The 26,968-nt window shown below is 30.9% G+C and carries 23 protein-coding genes; 16 read left to right on the top strand and 7 right to left on the bottom strand.

Annotated elements, in window-relative coordinates; translation table 11 throughout:
• Window positions 1–327 precede the first annotated feature (327 nt).
• Window positions 328–1,602 carry a nucleotide sugar dehydrogenase gene (locus tag N4A57_RS14755; protein ID WP_293658764.1) on the bottom strand — a complete coding sequence of 425 codons (1,275 nt, stop codon included), beginning with the start codon at window positions 1,600–1,602 and terminating at the stop codon, window positions 328–330.
• Between the two features lie 367 nt (window positions 1,603–1,969).
• On the opposite strand from N4A57_RS14755, the gene N4A57_RS14760 reads away from it, so the two are divergent.
• Both N4A57_RS14760 and N4A57_RS14765 read left to right on the top strand, forming a co-directional pair.
• Window positions 1,970–3,613 carry a glycosyltransferase family protein gene (locus tag N4A57_RS14760; RefSeq protein ID WP_293658765.1) on the top strand — a complete coding sequence of 548 codons (1,644 nt, stop codon included), beginning with the start codon at window positions 1,970–1,972 and terminating at the stop codon, window positions 3,611–3,613.
• Between the two features lie 404 nt (window positions 3,614–4,017).
• Window positions 4,018–5,169 carry a double-cubane-cluster-containing anaerobic reductase gene (locus tag N4A57_RS14765; RefSeq protein WP_293658766.1) on the top strand — a complete coding sequence of 384 codons (1,152 nt, stop codon included), beginning with the start codon at window positions 4,018–4,020 and terminating at the stop codon, window positions 5,167–5,169.
• A 50-nt stretch (window positions 5,170–5,219) separates the two neighbouring features.
• Here N4A57_RS14765 and N4A57_RS14770 read toward each other — a convergent pair whose 3' ends face one another.
• The 4 genes from N4A57_RS14770 to N4A57_RS14785 form a co-directional block, all read right to left on the bottom strand.
• Window positions 5,220–5,948 carry an aspartate/glutamate racemase family protein gene (locus tag N4A57_RS14770; protein ID WP_293658768.1) on the bottom strand — a complete coding sequence of 243 codons (729 nt, stop codon included), beginning with the start codon at window positions 5,946–5,948 and terminating at the stop codon, window positions 5,220–5,222.
• A 10-nt stretch (window positions 5,949–5,958) separates the two neighbouring features.
• Window positions 5,959–7,191, bottom strand: coding sequence for a dicarboxylate/amino acid:cation symporter (locus N4A57_RS14775; RefSeq protein ID WP_330671532.1), 1,233 nt, complete (start codon window positions 7,189–7,191; stop codon window positions 5,959–5,961).
• 139 nt (window positions 7,192–7,330) lie between these two features.
• Window positions 7,331–8,197 (bottom strand): response regulator, encoded by an 867-nt coding sequence (locus N4A57_RS14780; RefSeq protein WP_293658770.1) that lies wholly within the window; start codon window positions 8,195–8,197, stop codon window positions 7,331–7,333.
• A gap of 1 nt (window position 8,198) precedes the next feature.
• Window positions 8,199–9,461: an ATP-binding protein gene (locus N4A57_RS14785; RefSeq protein WP_293658772.1), complete on the bottom strand. Its 1,263-nt coding sequence runs from the start codon at window positions 9,459–9,461 to the stop codon at window positions 8,199–8,201.
• 253 nt (window positions 9,462–9,714) lie between these two features.
• Here N4A57_RS14785 and N4A57_RS14790 point away from each other — a divergent pair, with 253 nt between their 5' ends.
• The gene (locus N4A57_RS14790) at window positions 9,715–10,218 is read left to right on the top strand and encodes a GNAT family N-acetyltransferase (protein WP_293658774.1); all 504 of its coding nucleotides are present in this window, start codon (window positions 9,715–9,717) and stop codon (window positions 10,216–10,218) included.
• A gap of 61 nt (window positions 10,219–10,279) precedes the next feature.
• On the top strand, window positions 10,280–11,476 hold the full coding sequence (locus N4A57_RS14795) for a class I SAM-dependent rRNA methyltransferase (protein WP_293658776.1): 1,197 nt from the start codon (window positions 10,280–10,282) through the stop codon (window positions 11,474–11,476).
• Between the two features lie 41 nt (window positions 11,477–11,517).
• On the opposite strand, the gene N4A57_RS14800 is transcribed toward N4A57_RS14795, so the two are convergent.
• A complete protein-coding gene (locus N4A57_RS14800) occupies window positions 11,518–13,131 on the bottom strand; it encodes a putative manganese-dependent inorganic diphosphatase (RefSeq protein ID WP_293658778.1) in 1,614 nt (537 codons plus the stop codon).
• 122 nt (window positions 13,132–13,253) lie between these two features.
• On the opposite strand from N4A57_RS14800, the gene ltaE reads away from it, so the two are divergent.
• Window positions 13,254–14,285, top strand: a complete 1,032-nt coding sequence (ltaE, locus tag N4A57_RS14805) for a low-specificity L-threonine aldolase (protein WP_293658780.1) — start codon at window positions 13,254–13,256, stop codon at window positions 14,283–14,285.
• Window positions 14,286–14,484: 199 nt separating this feature from the next.
• Here ltaE and N4A57_RS14810 read toward each other — a convergent pair whose 3' ends face one another.
• Entirely contained in the window at window positions 14,485–14,685 is a 201-nt protein-coding gene (locus N4A57_RS14810; RefSeq protein WP_293658782.1) for a hypothetical protein, read from the bottom strand.
• A 233-nt stretch (window positions 14,686–14,918) separates the two neighbouring features.
• On the opposite strand from N4A57_RS14810, the gene N4A57_RS14815 reads away from it, so the two are divergent.
• From N4A57_RS14815 to N4A57_RS14865, 11 genes are all read left to right on the top strand, one after another.
• On the top strand, window positions 14,919–15,845 hold the full coding sequence (locus tag N4A57_RS14815) for a cation diffusion facilitator family transporter (protein WP_293658784.1): 927 nt from the start codon (window positions 14,919–14,921) through the stop codon (window positions 15,843–15,845).
• 40 nt (window positions 15,846–15,885) lie between these two features.
• Window positions 15,886–16,740, top strand: coding sequence for a MurR/RpiR family transcriptional regulator (locus tag N4A57_RS14820; RefSeq protein ID WP_293658786.1), 855 nt, complete (start codon window positions 15,886–15,888; stop codon window positions 16,738–16,740).
• 180 nt (window positions 16,741–16,920) lie between these two features.
• Window positions 16,921–18,510 (top strand): AbgT family transporter, encoded by a 1,590-nt coding sequence (locus N4A57_RS14825; RefSeq protein ID WP_293658788.1) that lies wholly within the window; start codon window positions 16,921–16,923, stop codon window positions 18,508–18,510.
• Between the two features lie 142 nt (window positions 18,511–18,652).
• Entirely contained in the window at window positions 18,653–19,795 is a 1,143-nt protein-coding gene (alr, locus tag N4A57_RS14830; RefSeq protein ID WP_293658790.1) for an alanine racemase, read from the top strand.
• A 15-nt stretch (window positions 19,796–19,810) separates the two neighbouring features.
• Complete coding sequence (locus N4A57_RS14835) at window positions 19,811–20,989, top strand: M20 metallopeptidase family protein (RefSeq protein ID WP_293658792.1); 1,179 nt, start codon at window positions 19,811–19,813, stop codon at window positions 20,987–20,989.
• A 424-nt stretch (window positions 20,990–21,413) separates the two neighbouring features.
• A complete protein-coding gene (locus tag N4A57_RS14840; protein ID WP_293658794.1) occupies window positions 21,414–22,232 on the top strand; it encodes a transporter substrate-binding domain-containing protein in 819 nt (272 codons plus the stop codon).
• A gap of 67 nt (window positions 22,233–22,299) precedes the next feature.
• A complete protein-coding gene (locus N4A57_RS14845) occupies window positions 22,300–22,977 on the top strand; it encodes an amino acid ABC transporter permease (RefSeq protein WP_293658796.1) in 678 nt (225 codons plus the stop codon).
• On the top strand, window positions 22,961–23,683 hold the full coding sequence (locus tag N4A57_RS14850) for an amino acid ABC transporter ATP-binding protein (protein WP_293658798.1): 723 nt from the start codon (window positions 22,961–22,963) through the stop codon (window positions 23,681–23,683). Before N4A57_RS14845 ends, N4A57_RS14850 begins: the two co-directional genes overlap by 17 nt.
• 525 nt (window positions 23,684–24,208) lie before the next feature.
• On the top strand, window positions 24,209–25,105 hold the full coding sequence (gene sleB / locus N4A57_RS14855; RefSeq protein WP_293658800.1) for a spore cortex-lytic enzyme: 897 nt from the start codon (window positions 24,209–24,211) through the stop codon (window positions 25,103–25,105).
• A gap of 14 nt (window positions 25,106–25,119) precedes the next feature.
• Entirely contained in the window at window positions 25,120–26,457 is a 1,338-nt protein-coding gene (gene ypeB / locus N4A57_RS14860; protein WP_293658802.1) for a germination protein YpeB, read from the top strand.
• Between the two features lie 120 nt (window positions 26,458–26,577).
• Entirely contained in the window at window positions 26,578–26,961 is a 384-nt protein-coding gene (locus N4A57_RS14865; RefSeq protein WP_293658804.1) for a hypothetical protein, read from the top strand.
• Window positions 26,962–26,968 lie beyond the last annotated feature (7 nt).

Consider the following 26,968-nt stretch of genomic DNA (forward strand, 5'->3'; position numbering starts at 1 on the left):
GCATAGGATGTTGTGACGTTCCAGGGTTCCAAAGATTTTCAATATATTTTCCTTCGTAGGCAAGTTACTGTATAAATAAAGCTTAGTGTTGATAAATCTATATAGATTTCTTGGTTTTAAAATTGCTCTGTACATTTATCTTTATGGAAAAACATAGAATTAATTTTATTAGGTTAGCCGTTGGTCGTTAGTAGTTATTGGTTTTAACGAAAGACAACTAACGATTAACGACTTACCAAATCCAATAAACCCTTTAATTACCAAAAACATTTTTGTATAAAATTAATTTATTACTACGAAATCTATAAGATATATAACATATCTAATTTATGTGTAACTGTTATGAAATAGATTGCCTAAGTTTTTAATATTAATATGAGTATTATCGTAATTTTTAAGATTAATAATATTTGTTGTATCAAATATTATAGGGTTTTTCATTGTTTTTATTAGATTTATATAGTTTAAATTTTTAAATTCGTCATGGGCAGCTAAAATTAGTATCATATCTGCTCCTTCTACAGCTTCGTCAATTGATACAATATTTAGATTTTCTCCTTGAACATGTGGATCATAAATAGAAATTTTAAAATTTTCATTTTCAAGTAATTTAATAATTTCTATGGCAGGGCTTTCCCTAATATCTGTAACATTTCCCTTATAAGTAATACCAAAAACAGCTATTTTAGGGTTGTGAATATCTTTCATTAATTCCTTTACATTTGATAGGATATAATGGGGCATAGAGGAATTTACTTTTCTAGCAGTAGAAATGATATTAGATAGTTGTGGTGCTTTTTCAATAATAAAATAAGGATCAATGGCAAGGCAATGTCCTCCAACACCTGGCCCTGGATTATGAATATTTACTCTTGGGTGCTTATTGGCTATTGATATTACATCAAGACCATTGATTTGCAAATGATTGGAAATTGTTACTAGCTCGTTTGCCAAAGCAATGTTCACATCCCTAAAGGTATTCTCCATTAATTTTGACATTTCAGCAGTTTTTGCATCTGTTACAAAAATTTCTCCCTTTACAAAAGCTCTATAAACATTTGCTGCTTTTTGAGAGCATTCCCGTGTACAACCTCCAACAATTCTATTATTTTCAACTATTTCTTTTATTATATTTCCTGGTAGTACTCTTTCAGGACAATGGGCTAAATATATATTATGGCCTACTTTAAATTTTGTCTTTTCTTCTATGATTGACTTTATGATACCATCTGTTGTTCCTGGTGGAATTGTTGATTCGATTATTATAATATTATCTTTTTCTATATAAGGTAAAATTGATTTTACTGCTGATATTAAATAAGTTAGGTCGCAGGATTTATCTTCTTTGCATGGTGTAGGGACTGCAATGATAAATACATCTGCCTTTTCAGGCTGTGTTTTTCCCATGATTTTTTCCTTATCTACCATGGTCTTTACAATATTTCCTAAAAAAGGTTCTGTAAAATGAATTTCACCCTTGTTTAATTTTTCAAGGATTTTCTCATTTATATCTACACCAATAACTTTATATTCGTGTAATGCAAGTATTGCCGTAGTGGGTAAACCGATGTAGCCAAGGCCTATTACGCATATTTTTTTCACAATATATACACCTTTCCATAATTTAATATTTATAAACTTCCTTAATTTCAGAGTATGAATTGTAATACTTAAAAGTTACAAAACAATAAGGCATATGAAAAAAATAAACTAGTCAACTTCCTGAGGAATTTAAATTATTTTCAAGGCATGGAGAGCGAGCATATTAAACATATGTAAGCGATTCCATAACGAAGAAAATAGTTCAAATAACCAGTGAAATGACTAATTTATTTTTTGAATATGCCTAAGATGTGATACAAGGCACATTTGTAACGGGATAAAATTCATGTGCATAGTATTATAGTAATTTAAAGGTGTTTTTGTAAATCAATAAATATTTCTTGAAAGGGAGTGAGGGAATGGTCAAGTGAATACCATAAATAAATTAAAGGTAGTTTCGATTGTAGATGAATTCAGTTATGAATGCTTAAAATATGAATGTAATCTTATTCAATTAGATGGGGAAAAATGGAAATATCAATTGATTAATGAAAACCCTGACTTACTCTTTGTTGAATCTGCATGGCTAGGAAAAGGAGGTAAATGGGTCCGTAGGATTACTGGGGAAAAGGAAAATAATATAATGGAAGACCTCATAAATACATGTAATGAGATGAATATTCCTACTGTTTTTTGGAATAAGGAAGATCCAATATTTTTTGAAAATTTCATTGAAACAGCAAAATTTTTTGACTATGTATTTACAACGGATGAAGGATGTATAGGAACATATAAAAGAATATTAGGACATAGCAATGTATACGTTTTGCCCTTTGCTGCACAGCCCAAATTGCATAATCCAATAGATAGGGGTAAAAAACCACTTGGAAAAGTTGCCTTTGCAGGAACTTGGCATAAAATGTATTCTGAAAGAGAAAAGAACATGGAAATGCTATTAGAACCAGCCTGCAAATATGGATTGCACATTTATGACCGAATGTATTATAGCAAATTTAAATATCGCTATGGATTCCCAGATTTGTACAAATCATATATTAAAAAACCTGTTCATTATCTAAAAATACCTTCAATCTATAAAAATTATAATACATTTTTAAATGTTAATTTCACTAAAAACAGCGCTACTATGTTTTCAAGAAGGGTATTTGAATTATTAGCATGTGGAACAAATGTTATTAGTAGTTATTCATTAGGAATAGAAAAGATGTTTTTAAATATTGTTAAACTATGTAGGTCAAAGGAAGACGTAAAAAAGCATTTGAAATTTTTACTTTATGACAAAGAATTAAGAGACAGACTATCTGTACGAGGGCAAAGGGAGGTATTTAAAAAACATACTTATAGACATAGAATGGAAACTATTTTAGAAAAAATTGGTTTAAATTATAAGAGAAGAGAAATTCCAGGTGTATCTATTATTACTTGTATTAATAGACCAAATAAAATAGAAAATGTATTTTCAAATTTTGAAAGACAAAACTATAAAAAGAAAGAGTTAATTCTTATTTTAAAGGATGATTCTATAAATATAGAAGAATGGAAGAAAAGAGAGAAATCTTATGATTATGTAAAAGTATTTATAATGGATGAAGAGAAATCATTAGGGGAATGTGTTAATTTTGCCATGGACCAGGCAAGGTATCCTTATGTATCTAATTTTCACGAGGATGATTATTATGCTCCAGAATTTTTAGGGGATCTAATGAATCCTTTTGAGTATACAGATGCACATATTGTTGGGAAACAAACATACTACTCTTATATGGAGGAAAGTGAGACTTTAGGAGTTGAATTTCCTAATTTTGAAAATCAATACGTAAATTCACTATGTGAGTCAGCTTTTATTATGAAGAAAGAAATATGGAACCAAATAAAATTTAATCATATTAATATTAAAACCTTTAAAATGTTTTTTCAAGATTGTATTAACAATGGGAAAAAACTATACTCAGCAGATAGATTTAACTATGTATATATGAAGCCTCAGACAACAAGTGAATGTAAAATTGTTAGATATATGGGTAACTATATAAAACATATAATTGTATAGGTACTATAAGTTAGTTATATAGAAAAGATCTATATTTATTAAATAAACTATAAAGAAAATCAATTGGTTATAATAGAAAAGATATTTTATAATAATAGTTAGTATATAATTGAAAAAAGGGTCATATTAAATTTCAATATTAAGTGTAAAAAGTGGCAGGATAGCTTGCCACTTTTTATACTTAATAGGACATAAGGCATATTCAAAAAATAAATTAGCCATTTCACTGGTTATTTGAATTATTTTCTTCGTTATGGAATCGCTTACATATGTTTAATATGCTCGCTCACCATGCCTTGAAAATAATCTAAATCCCTCAGAGAACTGACTAGTTTATTTCTTTCATATGCCTAAATCATGATTTGGATAGAAAAATCAAAAAAATATATATGGAGGTATAGACCATGAATGAATTACCTAGTATGTTTAATGAATATGATGAAGCAAGACAAAATGGTTTTATAGAAGTGAAAAAATATAAGGAATCTGGGAAAAAAGTAGTGGGAACCTTTTGTACCTATACTCCTAAGGAGTTGATTCATGCTGCTGGGGGCATAGCCGTAAGCTTATGTGGTACCAGCAATGAACCAATTGCTGATGCAGAAATAGATTTGCCAGCAAATTTATGTCCACTTATTAAATCTAGTTATGGTTTTGCCATAACTGACAAATGTCCATATTTTTATTTTTCTGATTTAATTGTGGGAGAAACCACATGTGATGGAAAGAAAAAGATGTATGAACTTCTTGGAGAAATAAAACCAATGCACGTGATGCAATTACCACAAAATAATGTAGACCAGGAATCTATGGTTTTATGGAAAAAGGAAATAATGAAACTTAAAGACAGAATAGAGAAGGACTTTCATGTAGAGATTACACCAGAAAAACTAAAAGAGGCAATAAATATTCACAATGAAGAGAGAAAAGCAAAAATTCAGTTTTATGAGCTAGGAAAATTGAGTCCTTCACCTGTTACAGGAATGGAAATATTAAAGGTCCTTTATGGTTCTCAGTTTAAATTAGATAAAAGGGAAAGTATAGATTATATTAAAGAATTAACTGCTAAAATAAAGGATGAATATGAAAATGGACAAAGGGCTACTTCACCAGATGCTCCGAGAATACTAGTTACAGGTTGTCCTATAGGAGGGGCCACGGAGAAAGCAATACAGGCAATAGAAGAAAATGGTGGAGTGGTAGTATGCTATGAAAATTGCGGAGGTGTAAAGGCAAATAGCCTTCTTGTGGATGAAGATAAAGAGCCTATAGAAGCCATAGCAGAAAAATATTTGAGTATTCCATGTTCTGTAATGTCACCTAATACAAAGAGACTTGAGTTATTGTCTAAATTAATAGATGAATATAAGATTGATGGAGTAGTAGAGGTGATTTTACAAGCCTGTCATACATACAATGTGGAAGCTACTAGTGTAAAGAGGTTTGTAAATAGGGAAAAGAACATACCTTATATTAATATAGAAACGGATTATTCCCAAAATGATATTGGTCAACTCAGTACAAGGATGGGAGCCTTCTTAGAAATGTTATACTAATATTAATAAGCCCATGATTAATTTCATGGGCTTATTAATATTAAAATTTTTTATTTAGCTCCTAAGACCTCTGAAGTAGCTTTTTCAATAGCTGCTTTAGCTAGTATTTCAGTAGGATCGATCGTGTCATCTACTAAATCAAAGATCTGAAAAATAAGGGGTAATTCTGTACAACCAAGAATTATTTTCTTTGCGCCCCTAGATAAAGCATCCTTTTTAAAGTCATATAAATCATCATGAGTATAATTAAATTTTCCATTTTTATAATCATAAATCATATCCATAACCTTTTGTTTAAGCTCTTTAGAAGGCTCTATAAGTTCCATGTTGTAGGATTCAAAGGCTTTCTCATAAATCATGGATTTATAAGTACCTTTAGTTCCTAAAAGGTAAACCTTTTCGCTTCCTTGTATATTATTAGAAATATATTTTGCTGTTTCTTCTATCATATTGATAAAGATAATATTCTTATGAGTAATTAAATCTTCAATAGTTTTACAAACATCATTATAAAAATAGTGGGCCGTATTACATGGCATTATAAGGATATTTGCACCAATGGATATTAAATTCCTGGCAGAGGATGAAATTTCGCCAGTTGGATTTTCTCCGCCCTCTAAAATATAAGTGGATCTGTCTGGGATTGATGTATTATTATCTATAACTATATGAAGGTGACTTTGATCTGAATGGGCAGGGGTATTGTTCACAATTTTTTTGAATAAATCAATAGTTGCCATGGGCCCCATACCACCTATAATCCCTACTGTTTTTTTCATAGAATCACCATTATTTACTATAAATATTTGAACTTACAGGTTCTAAGTCTTTTTCTGTAGAAGCAACAACTACTGCACATGATGCGTCACCTATTACATTAACAGATGTTCTTGCCATATCTAATATTCTATCAATACCTGCAATTAGAACAAGGCCTTCAAGGGGTAATCCTACTGATTGGAGTACAAGGGTTAACATTATGAATCCACCACCAGGTACGCCTGCTGTTCCAATAGAGCCTAATGTGGCAGTTAATACGATTGTTGCCATTTGAGCAAGGCTTAATTCTAGTCCATATACTTGAGCTATAAATAATGCACATACACCTTGATATAGTGCTGTACCATCCATATTTATAGTGGCACCTAATGGAAGAACAAAACTTGCAATTTTTTCTGAAACACCTAAATTTTCACGAGTGGATTTTATTGTTACAGGTAGAGTTCCTGAAGAACTGGTTGTACTAAAGGCTGTGATTGCAGCTGGGGCAATTCCCTTAAAGAATTTCATAGGGCTTATACCAGCAAACACCTTTACAGCTGTAGAATATACTAAAACTGCGTGTAACGCACAACCAATATAAACAGCTAAAATTACCATACTAAGTGGTTTTAATACATCCATTCCATATTGAGATACTACAGGAACAATCAAAGCAAAGATTCCATAAGGGGCAAGTTCCATAATAAATGCTGTAATCTTATACATGATTTCTGCAAGACTATCAAAAAAATTTACAAAGGGCTTAGCTTTATCCTCAGAAACGGCAGTACATCCCACACCTAAGAATAGGGCAAAAGCAATAACTTGTAGGATATTTCCGTCAACTAATCCCTTTAAAGGATTTTTTGGAATAATATTAAGTAATGTAGCAATTACAGAAGGAGCTTCTTTACCAGCCTGTTCTGCTCCTACAGGAATAATAAGTCCAGCACCTGGGTTCATTACTTTACCTAAAAATAATCCTATGGAAACGGCAACGGCTGTTGTTCCTAAATAATAGATAACCGTTTTCCCACCTATTCTACCAAGGGATTTTACATCTCCAATACTTGCTGCACCTACAATTAGGGAAGAGAATACTAATGGCACAATGATCATTTTTATCATATTGATAAATAGTGTACCAAATGGCTTAATATATGTTTGAGCTACCTCTGGTGTACCTTGCATTAATAAACCAACAAGAATACCTATAATAAGTCCAAGAAAAATTTTTGTCGTTAATTTCATTTTTTTCATATCTTCATTCCTTTCTGAATATTTTTTGCCAATTTTATATGTCTAATATAAGAATATAATCTTTCAGACGGAAAAAGACGGAAAAAGACGGAAAAAGACGGAAGCAGACTTTGTGTTTTCTGACTATTTTAAAAATTGTTTATTTATTAACATAGTTTAAAAGGACCATACTACTCTCAATAAATTTTCTTATATTAATTTTTCCTTGCTCATTAGATCGACCTTTTAAATAATTCATCTGTTTACGTAATTCATTAAAATCAAATATTTGAGCGCTATAACTCTCAAATACAGGGTTCATATAATCTTCTATACCGAGGGAAGCCATAATATTAAATGATTTAGTAATAGTACGTCTTATTCGTTGTTCAACTGCATATAATTGACTTTTATCCTCTGGATTTTCCACAAGGGACTTATACATATCTGAAAGTGTGTATTTACTACCATTTAAATTAATAACCCACATGAGAGCATTGATAAGATCTTCACAACCATTTTCTCCTATAATACCTAGTTTGCCATATAATCTTTTGATTTGTTCATGTTGATTAGGAGGCTTTTTTCGAGATTCAAAGGTTGATAAATAATTGAGGTTTGTAAAAGCTTCTCTAAAATAATCTATAGTATTTTCCATCATTAAATACTTTTTTGCCTTATCTATTACAGCCATGACTTCAACCACATTTATAGGCTTATTAATGAAAAACTCAATATTATGATTATATGCCCTTGCAATCATATTTTTATCAGATACCTCTGAAATCATAATAATTACAGGAGAATATACCCTTTGAATTTCTTTAATGACTTCAATGCCATCCTTATCTGGTAGTAGGTAGTCAAGTAAAACAATATCTGGTGTAAGTTTAATTATTTTTTCTATGGCTTCATTACCTGTGGTAGCCATACCAGCAAAGGCTTTAGGGTAATGTTCATCTATTAAGTTATTTAAAACATTTACTATACTTGTATCATCATCTACCACATAAATCGAATGTATCATTTTATAATCCCCCGCCAACTTTTTCATAAGGTATTTCTATAATAAATTCTGTAAATTTATCTACCTGAGAGTTTACACTGATATGACCTTGAAAGTGTTTTTTTACAATTTGCTTCACATGGGTTAAACCAATACCACTAGACATTTTTCCTGTGACCTTGTCATATTTAGTTGAGTAACCAGCTCCAAATATGGCATTTAATTTATCTTCTCTGATACCTACTCCATCATCCTTAATAGTAAATCTAATTAGGTCATTCTTATAAAGACAATTGATGTAAACATGGCCATAGTTATGAATTGCATCTATACTATTGATGGCTAAATTATTTAAAATAGATATAATTGGGTAATATTCCTTTAGAGTAAATAAAATATTATAATCAATTGTTACGATTATTTTTTTTTCTTGCTTTTGTGCAATTTTAACCATATTATCCTTAATTATAAGAAGTATATCCCTATTACTCATATAATTAAGGGGACTCTTCATGGTAAATGCGGACTCCATACCAGCTATAACTCTTAAATAATCCTTTTTAACTTCATGTATATCCTTTGCAATCTTTAGAAGGGGTGCCTTTAAGTCAGGATCATTAACCTTATGATAATATTCATGTATAAAGGATACGGTCCTTTCTATTTCATCCCTTGATTTTTCTAAGAAAAAGAGTTCAGTTTTCAATTTAGATGTAAATAAAACAAGTTCCTTATAATACTTTTCCTTTTGATCTATCTCAAATTTTCCCACATAATAATTACTTAGCCAATATACCATATAAGTCATGATGGTTCTTAACCCTCCCATTATAATTATGGCCATTACTATTTTGTCAAAGGGCCCCGATGTCCAAACCTTTCGAACTATAGCTTCAATTAAGTTTGAAAAGGAATCACAGACCCATAAAGTTAGCATAAAATTAAGGGGTTTATTAGAATTAACTCGAACTTCTAATAAATGAAAAAGTAGTCCAAAGGGTACATAAAAGGCAATTACAGGTATATATATCATGATTACATCCCTTAAATTTAGGTTTCCACTACCTAAATAAGTAATCATTCCCCGAAAGGCAAACATGAAGATTCCTACTAAAGTACAAATAAGAAGTTCGTTATAATCTTTAAAATACAATAGAAATAAAGACAATACAACAACAGCTAAAGATAATCTAAAACCATATGTATAAGGACTTATGTAAATTTGGCCCATGAAAACTGTTAAAATGCACATGGCAAATATATTTTCAATCTTCCTTCGATTCATCTTAATAATATGCAACATATCACTCCTTAAGCTAGATTCATTATCATCTTTTGTCCTTATTATACTATAATAATATACTAAAATAAATTTACAGTTATACAATATAAACTATAATAAATAGGAATATATGTGATGATACTAATTTTGATGGATTATATTATAAAAAAATCTTTATAGTATGCACTTTTTTATAATATAATTTACTTGGGGTTAAATGTGAAATATTATTAAGGGTGAGTAGGGGGGCTTATTGATGGAATTAAATTCCCATAGATTAAGATTAGTACCGCTAACTTTAGATGAATTAGAAGATAGTCTTGTAGATAGGGAGTTAGTAGGAAAAAAGGCTGGACTGAAATCTAAGGGACAATTGACTAATCTCATGAGGATAGTATATAAAATAAAAATAAATAATATAAAAAAGGATCCCAAAAACTATTTATTCTACACCTACTGGCAAATAATATTAAAAGAAGAAAATCGCATCATAGGAAGGGTAGGATTTAAAAATATACCAGATAGGGATGGTAAAATAGAAGTTGGCTATGGAATGGAAGAAGAATATAGGGACAAATCCTATATGACAGAGGCCTTAAATACTATAATTAAATGGGCTTTCTCAGATGATGGGACAAAGGCCATATTTGCAGTTACAAAAAAGGATAATATACCTTCTCAAAGGGTACTTTTAAAGGTAGGAATGGAATTGTATGAGGAGGATGAGAAATTTTATAAATGGATAAAAAAATATATATAGGAAATTTTCAATAAAATAGATATAATAGTAGGTATTGAAAAATAATAGATAGGATGGAATTATGAAGAGAGAAATTATATTAAAAGTTAAATCAAAATTTGTAGACAAATTTAGAAATGGATATCCATTAATTTTTAAGGAAGCCATATTAAATCTTAAGGATTTAAAAAATGAAGGTGAAATAGTTAAGCTTGTAACAGAAAAAAACAAGTTTATAGGAAGAGGATATTATGGAAAACAAAACAAGGGATTAGGATGGGTATTAACTAACAAGGAAAATGAAAAAATAGATATTAAATTTTTTGAAAAGAAACTAATATCAGCTTTAAATAAAAGGATAGCCTTTTATAATAGTAAAGACACTACAGCCTTTAGAGTATTCAATGGAGAAGGAGATGGAATTGGAGGATTCACCATTGAATACTTTGATGGATACTATCTTATAAATTGGTATAGCAAAGGAATATATAAGTTCAGAGATGAAGTAATAAATTCTTTGAAGAAATTAGTAGAATTTAAAGGTATATATGAAAAGAAGAGATTTGATACATCTGGTAAATATATAGAAGATAATGATTTTGTAATGGGTCAAAAGGCTGAAAATCCTATTATAGTTAAGGAAAATGGAGTGAATTTTGCCATATACTTAAATGAGGGAGCCATGGTTGGAGTATTTTTAGACCAAAGGGATGTAAGAAGAACCATCAGGGATAAATATGCAAAGGGAAAGACTGTTCTTAATACTTTTTCCTATACGGGAGCCTTCTCCATATTTGCAGCCCTAGGAGGAGCTAAAAAGACTACTAGTGTAGATTTGGCTAATAGAAGTTTAAATAAAACTATAGAGCATTTTTCCATAAATAATATAGATTATGAAGCTCAAGATATAGTAGTAGAAGATGTATTTAATTATTTTAAATACGCCCTTAAAAAGGAATTAAAATTTGACATGGTAATATTAGATCCACCGAGTTTTGCAAAATCTAAAAAGTTTAAATTTAGTGCTTCAAAGGATTACAAGGATCTATTAAAGGAAGCCATAGGTATAACTGAAAATAATGGAGTAATAGTGGCGTCCACTAATTGTAGTACCTTTGATATGAAAAAATTCAAAGGATTTATAGATACGGCATTTAAAGAAATGAAGGGGAAATATAAAATAATAGAAGAATTTGCACTGCCTTCAGATTTTAGAGTAAATAAAGATTTTAAAGAGGGTAATTATCTAAAGGTAGCTTTTATTAAAAAGTTAAAATAGGTTAAAAAAAGTCCCTATGAATTAGGGACTTTAGAATTTCTTTATTTTAGAGTATTTATTGCTTCTGTAATTCTAGGGATTACCTGTTTTTTTCTAGAAACTATTCCTGATGAGAATACTCCCTGCATATTATCCACATTAAAGGATATGGGAATGATTTGCTTATTGTTAGATTCAAACAATAAATAGGAACCTTCATTAATAATATCTGTGGCTAATAAAAGGGTAAGGTGGTAATCCTTACCATGATGTATGGAGTTTATAAAGTTTAAAAATTCTTCCTTTTTATTTAATATATCTTCAACGGCTAAAGTAAATACCTGTCCTACTCCCACTTTGAACCCTTCAATATCAAATTCTTTAAAATCTTTAAAGAATATTTCCTCAATAGTTTGGCCTTCTAAAGAAGTTCCTGCTTTAAACATGTTAGTGGAAAATTCATCTAAATTTAAGTTTAATATTTTATTTAATGCATCTACTGCTTCCCTATCAAAGAAGGTGGTAGTAGGAGATTTGAAGAAAAGGGTATCAGATATGATACCTGATAAAAGTACTCCTGCAATATATTTAGGAATTTCCACATTGTTTTCTTTAAATAAACTATATACAACAGTACAGGTGCTACCTACTGGAATATTTCTAAAGTTAATTGGAGTAGTCGTGGCTATATCTCCTAATTTATGATGATCTACTATTTCAAGAATATTAGCTTCTTTTAAACCTTCCGCACTTTGTCCATATTCATTATGGTCTACAAGAATTACGTTTTTACCTGCAGGACTAAGAAGATGTTTTCTACTTATGAAACCTTTAAATATATGGTTTTTATCTACTACAGGATAATTACTAAAATTAGTATTAACCATCTCGTCCTTTATTTCTTCTGTATAATCTGTAAGTTTAAATTTCACAAGATCTTTTCTTTTCATAATAGATGATACAAAGTTACATTGATTTATTATTTTAGATGTAATGTATGTATCTGTTGGAACGGATATTATAGGGATATTTTTTTTCTTTGCTTCTTCTATATATTCTTTTGGAATCTCTTGATTGCCAGTGATGATTAAAAGTTGCACATTAGACTCTAATGAATGTTCTATGATATCATATCTATCTCCAACTATAACTATCTTATTTGAAGATAATCTTCCCTTTAGGGTTTCATAGTAGAAGGCTGCAACTAATACTTGTCCATTTAAAATTCTTTCATGTCCTGTAATAATAGTCCCATCTAACCCCTTTGCCACATTAGACAAAGTCGTATTTAGATGATAAAAGTTACCCTTTATGGAAGATACTGCTATATCATACATGGTGGTTATGCCTAGTAGTTTTCCATCTTCATTTATAATAGGTAGAGTTTTTAACTTATTATCCTGCATAATCTTATATGCACTTAATATGGATGCCTCTGGAGAAAGGCCTTGTACTTTTCTTAAATTCAAGTCTTCTAATTGGGTTTTTACATTGTCTATATAGACAGGCTCATCTATATTAAAATAATCTAATACATATTTTGATTCCTTATTAATAGGTCCTAATACACAAGGAATAGAGTTAAAACCTAGTTTGTTTTTTAAGTAGGAAAAGGCAATGGCCGAAGTTACTGAATCCGTATCGGGATTTTTGTGACCAAATACTAATACTTCCATTTTGAGTACCTCCTTTTTAGTGATTTATCTATTATACCAAAAGTATAGAGTCTATTTAAAGGAAAAAAAATAAATTTATAGAATAATTTAGTTTATAAGAAATAATTAGGAGGGCATAAGGAATGAAGATAATAGATTTAAGAAGTGATACGGTAACAAAGCCAACTACCAAAATGAGAGAAGCCATGTTCAAAGCCATAGTTGGGGATGATGTATACGAAGATGATCCTACAGTAAAGGAACTAGAGATCTATGCAGCAAAATTAGTTGGAAAAGAAGCTGCCCTATTTGTACCAAGTGGAACCTTTGGTAACCAATTAGGATTATTTACCCATTGTAAAAGGGGAGATGAGGTAATACTAGGAGATGATTGTCATATAGTTGCTCATGAAGTGGGAGCTGCATCTGTAATAGCAGGAGTTCAGTTAAGGACTATAGATACGGATGGAGGCATGATGGATCCTTCTAGAATTGAAAGTAAAATAAGAAAAGAGGAAGATATACATTTTCCTAATACGGGATTAATATGTGTGGAAAATGCCCATTCTGTAGGAAAGGTTGTACCAATAGATAATATGAAAGAAATTTATGAAATTGCTAAAAAGTATCATATTCCCGTACATTTAGACGGAGCTAGGGTTTTTAATGCTTCAGCTAGCTTAGGTGTGGATCCAATAGATATTACTAAATACTGTGATTCTGTAATGTTTTGTTTATCAAAGGGATTATGTGCTCCTGTAGGATCTATATTAGCTGGAAGTAAAGATTTTATATTAAAGGCAAGAAAAAATAGAAAGTTAATGGGGGGAGGACTAAGACAAGCAGGTTTTCTAGCAGCGGCTGGGCTTGTGGCACTAAAAGAAATGGTTAAAAGGATTCATGAAGATCATGAAAATGCCAAATATTTAGGAAAAAATTTAAAGAACATAAAGGGCATAGAAGTCGACTTAGAGCATATACATATAAACATGGTATTTTTTAATATGGAGAAAATTCATCATAATGTGGACGAATTTGTACAATATATGAAGAATAAGAACATACTCATAAATCCACCTGAAGATGGAATGTATAGATTTGTTACTAATTATTGGGTTAACAGGGAAGAGATTGACCATGTAATAGAATCTATAAGAAAATTTTTTCCTCAATAGGTAAGGCATACTCAAAAAATAAATTAGTCATTTCACTGGTTATTTGAACTATTTTCTTCGTTATGGAGTCCTTTACATATGTTTAATATGCTCACCCACCATGCCTTGAAAATAATCCAAATCCCTTAGGGTCCTGACTAGTTTATTTTTTTCATATGCCTAAAGGTAAAAAGTCCCTAAATTAGGGACTTTTCTTTTACTATTCTAATTCATAGGTAAAAGGATAAACGTCATCAGCTTTTTTGCCTAATTTATTAGCAAAAGCTTCTGCGTCAATCTCTTCTACAACATTGTCTTCTTTGAAGATTCGTACATTCCATACTTCACCATCACGTATTAAAAGTTCAGCAGGATAAACAGTACCATCATCTAATGTTACATTGCCACGTTTCCAACTCATAAAATCTCTCCTTTCATGAATCTGATTTTAGTATGTGTAAGGAAGAGAAAAATATGATTGTAAAAATAATCTAAAAAAAATTTTTACAGATAGAGAGAAAGATTTTAGTTCTGAAACGATTATCAATTGATAAAAATGTTTATTTTAAAAAAACGTGAAAACTAGTATACAAAGGAGCTATAAAAGTATATAATATAATAACGCTATATCATTTGAGAATAAGGGGGATGATAATGTTGAATGATGGAGAAAGAATAAAGTTAGGAAATAAGGTGCTCACAATTACAATTGCCCTAAATATAATATTGACAATTATAAAAGTTATGGCAGGTCTTAGGGGAAATAGTAGTGCCATGGTGGCAGATGGGTTACACTCACTTAGTGATGTGATAACTTCTATTGGTATTATAATTAGTTTATTTATTTCGTCTAAACCTAGGGATGAGGAGCATCCCTATGGTCATGAGAAGGCAGAATCCATAGCATCATTCTTATTAGCGTTAGTACTAGTTGTTACAGGAGCACAAATAGGATACCATAGTATTAAAACCATAATACATAAAACCTATGCTGAGCCTGAGTTTTATACCATAATAGTTGGAATAATATCCGTATTAATAAAGGAATATCAATATAGAATTACTATGGGTGCTGCTAAAAAGATAAATAGCAATGCTATGATGTCAGATGCTTGGCATCATAGATCTGATGCCTTTTCCTCCATAGCCGCATTAATAGGTATAATAGGGTCAAGATTAGGATATGCTTATTTGGATCCTGTAGCAGGTATAATAGTATCTGTAATAGTTGTAAAAGTGGGAATTGAACTTTTACTACAGGCAGTACATGAATTAATGGATGGAAGTATAGATGAAAAAGAAATAGAAGAAATAAAAGATAAGGTTATGGAAATTAAGGGAGTAAGAAATATAAATCAGCTTAGGGGAAGAAAGCATGGATCTAAAACTAATTTGGATATAAACATATGTGTTGACCCTAATATTACTGTATATGAAGGCCATAAGATAGGTGATATTGCACAAAGGGATATAAAGAATGAATTTTCTAATATAAAGGAAATAATAGTTCATATTGATCCCTGTACTCACAAGGAACCTCATGAATGTGGACAATGCAACAGAAAAAAATCAAAAAAATAAATAGTAAAGTTTTATATAAAAATGAGATGAGGGAGCTTTTATGACTGAACAAAATATACTTAAATATTTAAAAGAAAATTATAAAAATCTAACAGAGAGTCAGAAATTGTTAGCACAATATATATTAGACCATTATAACGAAGTAGTGTTTATGTCAGCACTAGAACTAGGAAAGAGAGTAGGTGTTAGTGATGCTACTATTATAAGGTTTGCTAAAGCAATAGGATTTGATGGCTATATAGATTTGAAAAATGCCATAAAAAATAGTATGAAAGATATAGGGGCACCTGATAAAAGACTTTTGAAAAATTGGAATCGATTTAAAGATTCAAATGATCTTGTTATGCAAATTGCCCATACAGATGTATCTAACTTAGAAAATTTTTTATTGAATATTGATCATGATAAAATTGATAAGATTGTTCAATCAATATTTCGTGCAAAAACTATATATTTCCTTGGTATTGGATCTAGTAGAGTCATTGCACAGTTTATGGCATGGCATATGAGAAGAATGGGATTTTCTGTAGTGAATATAAATGATGGAGGACTAGTTCTTTTTGAAACACTTAGTGCCACAACTAAAGACGATGTATTATTTACGTGTAGCTTTCCAAGATATTTAAAGGACACTTATCACGCTACTCAGATTGCAAAAAATAAAGGGGCAAAAGTTATTACCATTACAGATAACGAATTATCAGATATAGGTATCAATAGTGATTTAGTATTATCTACATCCATCGAAACTCCAAGCTTTTTTAATTCTTACGTTGTTCCTATGGAATTATGTAATATCTTATTAATGAGTATTTTAGAAAAAGATAAAGATAAAATATATAAAAAAATAAAGGAAAATAGTAAAAATATTAAAAGTGTAGATTTATTTTTATAAATTATTTAAGAATTTTCCATAGAAAAAATAACCCAAAGTGTAAGTATCAATAGCTCATTGTTGAGAATATTGATGCTTTTTTTTATTGAGAAGAAACAAAGAAAAAAAAGTTGCATTCACTACAAAGAAATAATATAATGTAGTAAACGTTACACGCATTTGCATAAAGGAGGAGAATTAATGAAAAGTAGTTCAGTTAAAAAAAAGAACCACCTTTCAAAGGTGGAGAAATTCATCAAAATTATTGAGAAGGCAGGAAATAAATTACCCCACCCATTAACAATTTTCACTTTTCTTGCTGGTTTTGTACTTGTTTTATCTTATTTTCTAGCAAAAATGGGGGTATCTGTCACATATATGGCTGCCTCAAGAAATGCAGCTGAAGCAGCAAAAGAAACAACCATCGCTGTTGTCAATTTATTATCAAAGGAAGAACTGCAAGGTATTACTATGAATTTTGTAAAAACATATATTACATTTTTTCCAATTGGATTAATTGTTGTAATGATGTTAGGCGTATCTGTAGCTGAAAAAGCCGGTTTAATTTCTGCTTTAATGAAAAGGTTAGTATTAGGAGCACCTGGTTATATGGTTACTTTTATCGTTGCCATAGTAGGAATTTGTGCAAACTTAGCTTCTGATGCAGGAATTGTCTTTGCGCCTGCCATTGGAGGGGCCATATTCTTTGCTCTAGGAAGACATCCTATCGCCGGTATCCTTGCTGGCTATGTTGCAGCATATGGTGGTTTTTCTGCTAACTTACTCATCGCTGGAACAGACGCTTTACTAGCTGGTGTAACTCAATCAGTAACTAGCTCTTTTGGTATAGAAGTACCTGTTCATCCATTGATGAATTGGTATGTAATGTCAGTATCTACTTTAATGTTAGGACTAATTGTTACAATTGTTACAGAGAAAATAATTATTCCTGTATTAGGAAAATTTGACCCTGTTGACCCTGAATTAGCTTTATCAAAGCCTACAGAATTTCAGCTGACAGATGATGAGAAAAAAGGATTAAAAGCTGCTGGAATTGTGTGTGCCACACTTATTGGTATATTGTTGCTTTTAATCGTACCGGAAAACGCTTTCTTTAGAAACGAAGTTGGAGAGTTACTACCTAAATCTCCACTTACAAAAAGTATATTATTTATTATATTCACCCTATTTATTTTAGTGGGAATTGCTTATGGAAAAGCTTCAGGAACTATCAAATCAGATAAGGATATTGCAAAATTTATGCAAGAGGGCCTTGTGGGTGTAGCAGGATTTTTAGTAGTCTGTCTACCAGCTTCCATGTTTATCACATGGTTTAGCCATAGTAATATTTCTACCATTATTGCGGTAAAAGGAGCCAATATATTAAAAACTTTCAATATATCAGGGATTCCTCTAATACTATTATTTGTACTTCTATCTGCAGGAATGAATCTTTTCATTACAAGTGGTAGTTCAAAATGGTTAATATTAGCACCTATATTTGTACCTATGTTCTACATGATGAATATTTCACCAGCTGCTACACAAATGGCCTATAGAATTGGAGATTCTACCACAAATATTATTTCTCCTGTATCTGCATACTTACCTGTTATCTTAGGATTAATGGAAAAGTATAGAAGTAAAGGACAAAATATTGGAATTGGAACAGTTATTTCCTTGACACTTCCTTATTCAATTGTATTAGTTATTTGTTGGATGATTTTCTTTAGTATATGGTTGTTACTAGGTTTACCTATGGGACCTGGTGCTCAAACCTTTATTGGATAAAACTAAAACCATAGGAAAAGAATTTCTCTTTCCTATGGTTTTACCCTAGGAGTTATAAAATACAATTTATGAAAGATCATATGCAGATCCTCAAATAGAGGGTAAAGCTATAGGACTGTAATCATATAGGGAGGAACGAAGAATGCTATTAAGAGATACTTATGTAGAAATAAATCTTGATCATCTAATATATAACCTTAAAAATATAAGGAGATATATAGGCGAAGATGTGGCTATAGGAGCAGTAGTTAAAGCCAACGGGTATGGACATGGTGCAGTTGAAATCTCCAAAACGATCATGGAAAACGGAGGAGATTATCTTGTTGTAGCTACTCTTACAGAAGGCCTTGAACTTAGAAAAATCTATCCTGATTATAAGATTTTTATTATGGGCTATACACCGGATGAATATCTAGAATATGTAGTAGACAATAATATCATTCAATGTATTTTTTCACTAAAGCAAGCAATTATATTGAATGATTTAAGTAAATTAAAAAACAAAAAAACAGTAGTACATATTAAATATGATACAGGATTTAATAGGCTAGGCTATAGAGATTGTCAAGAGAGTATTGATGAAATTATTAAAATTTTTAAGTATGAAAATATTATAGTAGAAGGAATATTTTCACACCTTGCCCTTGCAGGAGATGAAGAAAATAAAAAACAATTTAATGCTTTTATGAATGCTATAACTAAGATTGAATCATCAGGAAACAAATTAAAATATAAACATATCTGTGATAGCATATCTGCTATTGATTATCCTGAATTCAATCTTAACATGATAAGACCTGGAGCCATACTATATGGATTAAAATCCTTTAGAAAAAATGATATAGATCTTAAGCAAGTACTAACCTTTAAATCAAAGATATATTATATTAAAAAAATCAAAAAGGGAGAAGGGATTAGCTATAATTACAAGTGGAAGGCAAATAGAGATAGTATAATAGCTACTATCCCTGTGGGATATTCTGATGGATATCCAAGAAATATGGCAGAAGTAGGCGTGGTAACTATCAAAGGCCATAGAGTTCCTGTAGTAGGAGTTATATGTATGGACCAATGTATGGTAGATGTTACAGACATCCCTTGTGTAAAGGAAGGGGATGAGGTAGTAATTTATGGTGATGGAAACAATAATTCTCTTACTATAGAAGAAGTATCAAAGCTTGGGCGTACAAATAAAAATGAAATCATTAGTAGAATTACAAGAAGAACCCCAAGAGTTTATATAAAAAATAATAAGGTTCATAAGATATTAAATTACTTGTATTAAGGGGGAAATAAAAAGTTGAATATTGAAGAGAGCATAGATGAAATTTTGGAAGAGGTTATTGGAATTAGAAGAGATTTTCATAAACATCCAGAATTAAGTGGAAAAGAGATCAGAACTGGAAAAAAAATATGTGAATACCTTGATAAATGGAATATCCAATATGAAACGGGTATTGCTGAGACTGGTATTGTAGGAATTATCAGAGGAAAGAAAGGTGAAGGAAAGACCGTAGGAATAAGAGCGGATATAGATGCTCTTCCTATTAATGAAACAGGAGATTATGACTATTGTTCTATTAACCCCGGTATTATGCATGCCTGCGGACATGATGTTCATACAGCCATTTTGCTTGGGACAGCCAAATTATTAAAGGGAATAGAACAAGAAATAAGGGGGAATATCAAATTATTTTTTCAGCCTGCTGAAGAAGCAATTGGTGGAGCAGAAAGAATGATCAAAGATGGCTGTCTAGAAAACCCTAAAGTGGATTATGCAATAGGTCTACATGTAATGCCAAATATTCCAGTAGGTAAAGTAGAACTCAAGTATGGAAAGCTCAATGGAAATTCAGGAAATGTTAAAATTACCATCAATGGAAAATCTGGTCATGCAGCTTATCCAGACCAATCAGTAGATGCTATCGTTATTGCAGCCAATGTGATTACAGGGTTACAAACACTTGTGAGCCGAAATGTGTCTCCACTTAACTCAGTAGTATTAACTTTTGGCAAAATATATGGTGGAGAAAAATCAAATATTATTACTGATAAAGTAGTATTAGAAGGCACCTTAAGAACCCTCGATACTCAAAGTAGAATGGAAGCAAAAGAAAAAATCAAAAAAATAGCTGAAAATATTGCTATAGGATTAGGAGGCAGTGCAGATATAGAATTTAAAGATGGCTATGTTGCATTGATCAATGACACTGATGTTGTTCATGTCATAAGAGATACTGCCATAGATATATTAGGAGAAGAAAATATAGTTTATAAGGAATTTCCAAGTATGGGGGGAGAAGATTTTTCTTATTTTACTGAAAAAATCCCATCTGCTTTTTATCATTTAGGGTGTGGAAATGAAGAAAAAGGCATAAATGAACCTCTTCACAATAAAAAGTTTATGGTGGACGAGGACTGTATTAAAACAGGACTAATGATGCAAGTTAAAACTGTATTAGCTCTTTTGAATAAGTAACAAAAAATAAATCATGTAGTTTATAGATTTATCATTTTCAAACTTGCTTTATGTGGGCCTACTTCAGGAAAATATATTGAAAATTTTTTCCACCCAAGTCCTTGTCACAAACGAAAGTGTGAATCTTCGTAGATAGGTTCATGAGTCATGTTGGAGTAGCATAGGATGTTGTGACGTTCCTCAATTCCAAAAATTTTCAATATATTTTCCCTTGTAGGCAAGTTACTGTATAAAGAAAGCCTAGTGTTGATAAATCTATATTGATCAACCCACGAATTTTCAATCGTGGGTTTTTTGTTTTCATAAAAAAGAGAGTGAAATTCAAAAAAAGATTGCATAAATATTAAATATTATGTATAATAATTCACAACAGAGAAAATAATATTTAGATTACTCATAAATAAATAGGGGGAGGAATAAAAAAATGAAAAAGTATATGAAAATTTTAATGGCATCATTGTTAGTATTCACAATGATATTTAGTTTAGCAGCATGTGGAAAAAGTAAGGAAGCAAGTAAGGAAGTAAGTAAAGTAGATTTAATAAAGGAAAAGGGAAAAATAGTACTTGGAACTAGTGCTGATTATCCACCATATGAATTCCATAAAGAAATAAATGGAGAAGACACTATTGTAGGATTTGATATTGAAATTGCAAAGGCAATGGCATCAGAATTAGGAGTAGAACTTGAGATTAAAGATATGAAATTTGATGGATTGTTAGCAGCTCTAAAGGCTGGAAAAATAGATTTTATAGTGGCAGGCATGTCTCCAACAAAAGAGAGAAAGAAGAGTGTAGATTTTACGCAAGTTTATTATAAGGATGTAAACAAGGTATTAGTAAGAGTAGGAGATAAAGATAAGTATAACACTAAAGAAGATTTCAAAGGAACAAAGGTAGGAGTACAAAAGTCTTCTATTCAAGAAGAATTAGCTAAGAATGAATTAACAGATATTGAACTAAAATCTTTAGGAAAATTAACTAACTTAGTATTAGAACTTGAAAATAACAAAGTAGATTCCATAGTTGCGGCAGGTCCTGTGGCAGAGGCCTATGCTAAGCAAAATCCTAATTTAGCTTTAGCTAGTATGGAATTTGACGATGGTGGGGATGGATCAGCTATTGCCCTAGACAAGGGAAATGAAGAACTAGTAAAAATAATGGATAAAGTAATTAATGGATTAAAAGAAAGTGGAAAGTTACAACAATTTATTAAGGAAGCTAATGAATTATCAGGAGAATAGATAATAAGGTATTTGGGTAGGGGTAACCTACCCAAATCCTTGAATTTTTCATTTGGAGGTGACACTTTTGGAACTAGAATTTTTAGCAAAATATTACAAGTTTTATATTTCAGGAACTGGTATAACCTTATTTTTATCTTTCTTTGGAGTTATATTAGGTACCATATTAGGAGTTATATTAGCTTTACTAAAATTATCTAAAGTGAAAGTTTTAAATATAGAAATATTTAGTAAAATAGCGTCGATTTATATTGAGGTAGTAAGGGGAACACCTTTATTTGTGCAATTATTAATGGTTTATTATGGATTACCTATAGTATTAGGAATAGAATTACCAGATGTGTTTGCTGGTATTGTGGCAGTATCTTTAAACAGTGCAGCCTATGTGGCTGAAATAATTAGAGCTGGTATACTGTCTATAGATAAGGGACAAATGGAAGCTGCTAGATCATTGGGAATGTCCCATTCTATGGCTATGAAGTATATTATAATTCCTCAGGCTTTTAAAAATATACTACCAGCCTTAGGTAATGAATTTGTAGTTTTAATTAAGGAATCGGCAATCGTATCTGTTGTTGGAATACATGATTTAATGTATAATACAGAGACTATAAGGGGGATATCATATAAACCCTTTGCACCACTTATTCCAGCAGCAATCATATATTTTATAATTACATTTAGCATATCTAAACTATTAGGAAAAATTGAAAGGGGGTTAAGAGTCGGTGATTCACATATCTAACCTTCATAAAAAATTTGGCAAATTACATGTACTAAAGGGAATTGATGAAAATATAAAAAAGGGAGAAGTTGTAGTAGTTATTGGTCCATCAGGATCTGGAAAAAGTACTTTTTTAAGATGTTTGAATATGTTAGAAGAGCCTACAGATGGAAGTATCATATTTGAAGGTAATTCTATTACAGATGGTAAAAATGATATAAATATGACTAGACAAAAAATGGGAATGGTATTTCAACAATTTAATTTATTCCCCCATATGACCGTATTAAAAAATATAACTTTAGGGCCTATAAAGTTAAAGGGAATAGATGAGAAGGAAGGGAAAATAATTGCCATGAAATTGCTAAAGAGAGTTGGGCTTTCTGATAAGGCAAATGCATATCCTAATCAATTATCTGGAGGTCAAAAGCAACGTATAGCCATAGCTAGAGCACTAGCTATGCAACCAGATGTAATGTTATTTGATGAACCTACATCCGCCTTAGATCCAGAAATGGTAGGAGAAGTTTTAGATGTAATGAAAGAATTGGCATCAGAGGGCATGACCATGGTAGTAGTTACTCACGAAATGGGATTTGCAAAGGAAGTTGGAGATAGGGTAATATTCATGGATGAAGGAAATATAATAGAACAGGGAGAGCCTGAAGAGCTATTTAATAATCCTAAACATGGAAGAACACAAGATTTTTTAAGAAAAGTATTGTAGAAATAAAGTACTAGTTTGACTATAGACTAGTACTTTTTTCACATCAATTCATATATATTTTTTTAACATAAAAAGAGTTGTAATAGCTCAAATAGATGACGAAAAAATCAATAATTTGTAATACGATTTTAATTGATTATGGCAAAGAATATATGATATATATACTATAGAGAGAAAGCCATGGGTAATGGTGAATAAAATTAATTCATAAAGCTAAAAATATAAATGTTATTATGAATATTATTTGAAAGGAAAAAAACGTTATGATTATGAGCGATGTGAAAAAATTAATTGTAGGATCAATATTCTTTGTATTATTATCTGGATTAACCATAGGTATTACAAATTTAACCAATTTATTGTTTAGGTAAATAGTGGCTATAGGGCCATTATTTTTTTTATACGCCTGAGAGTGGAAATTAGGGTAAAATCCTAATTTCCATTCTTTTTTTGAAAAGATTTCTGCTTTTGAGAATAAAGGGAAAATTTTTTGAAAAAATATAATTATGTTAGGAGGTAAAAAGTATGAAAAATAAAAGGCTGATTTTAGTAGTTGCTATACTTATCTTAATTAGTTTTGTAAGCCTTGATTCCCATGCTAGGACCCTTTATTGGGGAAATTCGGGAGAGGATGTAAAAAGGGTGCAACAAAGACTTATAGAGTGGGGATATTTAAGGGGGACAGCTGATGGTGTATTTGGAAATGCCACATATAATGCGGTGGTATATTTTCAAAAGAAAAATGGACTAAAGGCTGATGGAGTAGTGGGTACATACACCTTAAAGGAATTAGGTCTTTATAATGAATTAAGTAGAGACACGAAAACTAGTAATAAAGGTGTAAATACTATTGTGAAAAGGGCACAAGAAATATTGAGAACTAAGGGATATTACTCAGGAAATCCAGATGGTGTCTATGGAGATGCCACTTATGAGGCAGTAACAAAATTTCAAAGGGATAATGGATTAGTTGTAGATGGATATATAGGTCCTGCCACTAGGAAAGCATTAGGTATGGACTCTGTTGCGGCAGATAAAAACTATAAACCATCTAATGGCGCAATTACCAATGATAATGATGTGAAACTTTTAGCCATGGTAATAAATGGAGAAGCAAGGGGGGAAATATATACGGGAAAGGTTGCTGTAGGAGCTGTCGTATTAAATAGGGTTAAGAATCCATCCTTTCCTAATTCCATAGCAGGTGTAGTATATGAACCGGGGGCCTTTAATGCAGTAGATGATGGACAAATATATTTAGATCCTCAAAATGATACTTATAAAGCTGCTAAGGATGCATTAAATGGATGGGACCCTACAGGTGGTTGCATATATTATTGGAACCCTAAGACGGCTAAAAATAAATGGATGTTATCAAAAACTCCCATAATAACAATTGGTAATCATGCATTCGCAAAATAGAAAGGAGGTATATGATGAAAAACAAAAATACTGTTTTATATGTGGTCTTAAGTGGATTGTTAGTAATAACTTTTTTATGGGGATATGGTCAATATAACAAAAATAAACAATATAATATATATTTAGAAAACCAATATCAAAGAATGTTTGCAGACATGGTAGTTGATTTAGAGGATATACAATCCCATTTGGCTAAAACTATTGTATCATCCACTTCAAATGAAAAGGTAATGCTACTTTCAGATATAAGTAACCTATCTTATGATGCCCAGGAAAAGTTATGCCAGTTACCAGTGGTAGGACCTCAATTATTAAAGACTCAGAAATTTTTAAGCCAAACGGGGGATTTGAGTAAAGCCCTAGCCCAAAAGAATTTAAATGGAGGAATATTAAACACAGAGGAATTAAATACGTTAGAAGAACTACATAATTACTCTAACGAAATAACTAAAGAATTAATTGTGGCCCAAAGGTATATGGAAGATAACCATGTAAGCTTACATGCCATGAATAGAGAAATAAATAAGGAATTAGGTGCTACTAAGGTCAATACGGATAATTTTGCTTATATGGATGAAAGAATTCAACAATATCCTACTTTAATATATGATGGTCCCTTTTCAGAACATATTGGGAATAGAAATTTTAAAGTTGGAGGTAAGGAAATATCTGAGCATATGGCCATAGAAAAAGCTAAAACTTTCTTTAACTACAAAAAAGCTAAAGTGGAGAGAGTAGATCATATTAAGTATATGAATGAAGAAAGTTATTTAGTGGTACTAAATGATGGGAAAAATAGAATATCATCTGCCATAACAAAAAAAGGTGCACATGTAATATGGATGCTATCTAATGAAAAGGGTTTAAAGAAAAAAATTAGGAGAGAAGAAGCCATAAAAAGAGCTAAAGCTTTTCTAGATAGAAAGGGAATAAAAAACATGGCCACAACCTACTATATGGAATATGATAATGAACTTGTAGTAAACTTTGCATATGAACAAGATAAGGTAGTGGTATACCCAGATTTAATAAAGGTAAAGATTTCTTTGGAAAATGGAAATGTATTAGGATATGAAAGTCAAGGGTATCTATTTAATCATAAGAAGAGAGATTTAAGCAAAGAAAGTTTAATAGGTGAAAGACAAGCCATAAGCAGATTAAGTCCTAGAGGTGTGGTAGAGAGTTCTAGATTAACTGTAATTCCTACAGATGCCCATGGGGAGAAATTATGTTATGAATTGAAAGTAACATATAAAAAAGATACTTTTTTAATATATATAAATGCATTAACAGGGATGGAAGAGAAAATATTACAAGTTATAATAAAGGATGATGGTGTATTAGTTCTATAAGGCTCTCAATTGAGGGCTTTTTTTTTGTCCATTGTATTTTTATGCTTGTCACCTATAAAAAGGTGAGTACATAGTATGTATTAGGACCGTATAAGGAAGTGAGGTTTCAATGTGGAACATATGAATTTTATGGATATGATAGGAGAACAAGTAAATGATGATCCTCAGTTAAAGGGTTTAAATAGTTTTTTAAGTTACTATGTATATGAAAGCGATGAGAATATAGAAGAAGAATTAAATTATATGATAAAAGGCTTAGATAGAAAAACTCTTAACATGTATGAAAGAGACTTAGGCTTAATAAGAAGAATGAGAAATGAATATATAACAGATGAAGTTAAAGAAAGAGCTGCTTATTTACAAGGAAGTATAAGATATCACATGAGAAGAGCCTATAGGGGAAGGAAAAGATTTTATATAGATGAAGAGATAGATACAAGTATCTTTTCGAAATTAGCATTTTTCTACATGTTTAGAAGTAAAACTTATTTTTTACCTCAGTAGGTAAAGG

The sequence above is a fragment of the Anaeromicrobium sp. genome (assembly GCF_025210435.1).
In the GTDB taxonomy this organism is placed as follows: Bacteria; Bacillota; Clostridia; order Peptostreptococcales; family Thermotaleaceae; genus Anaeromicrobium.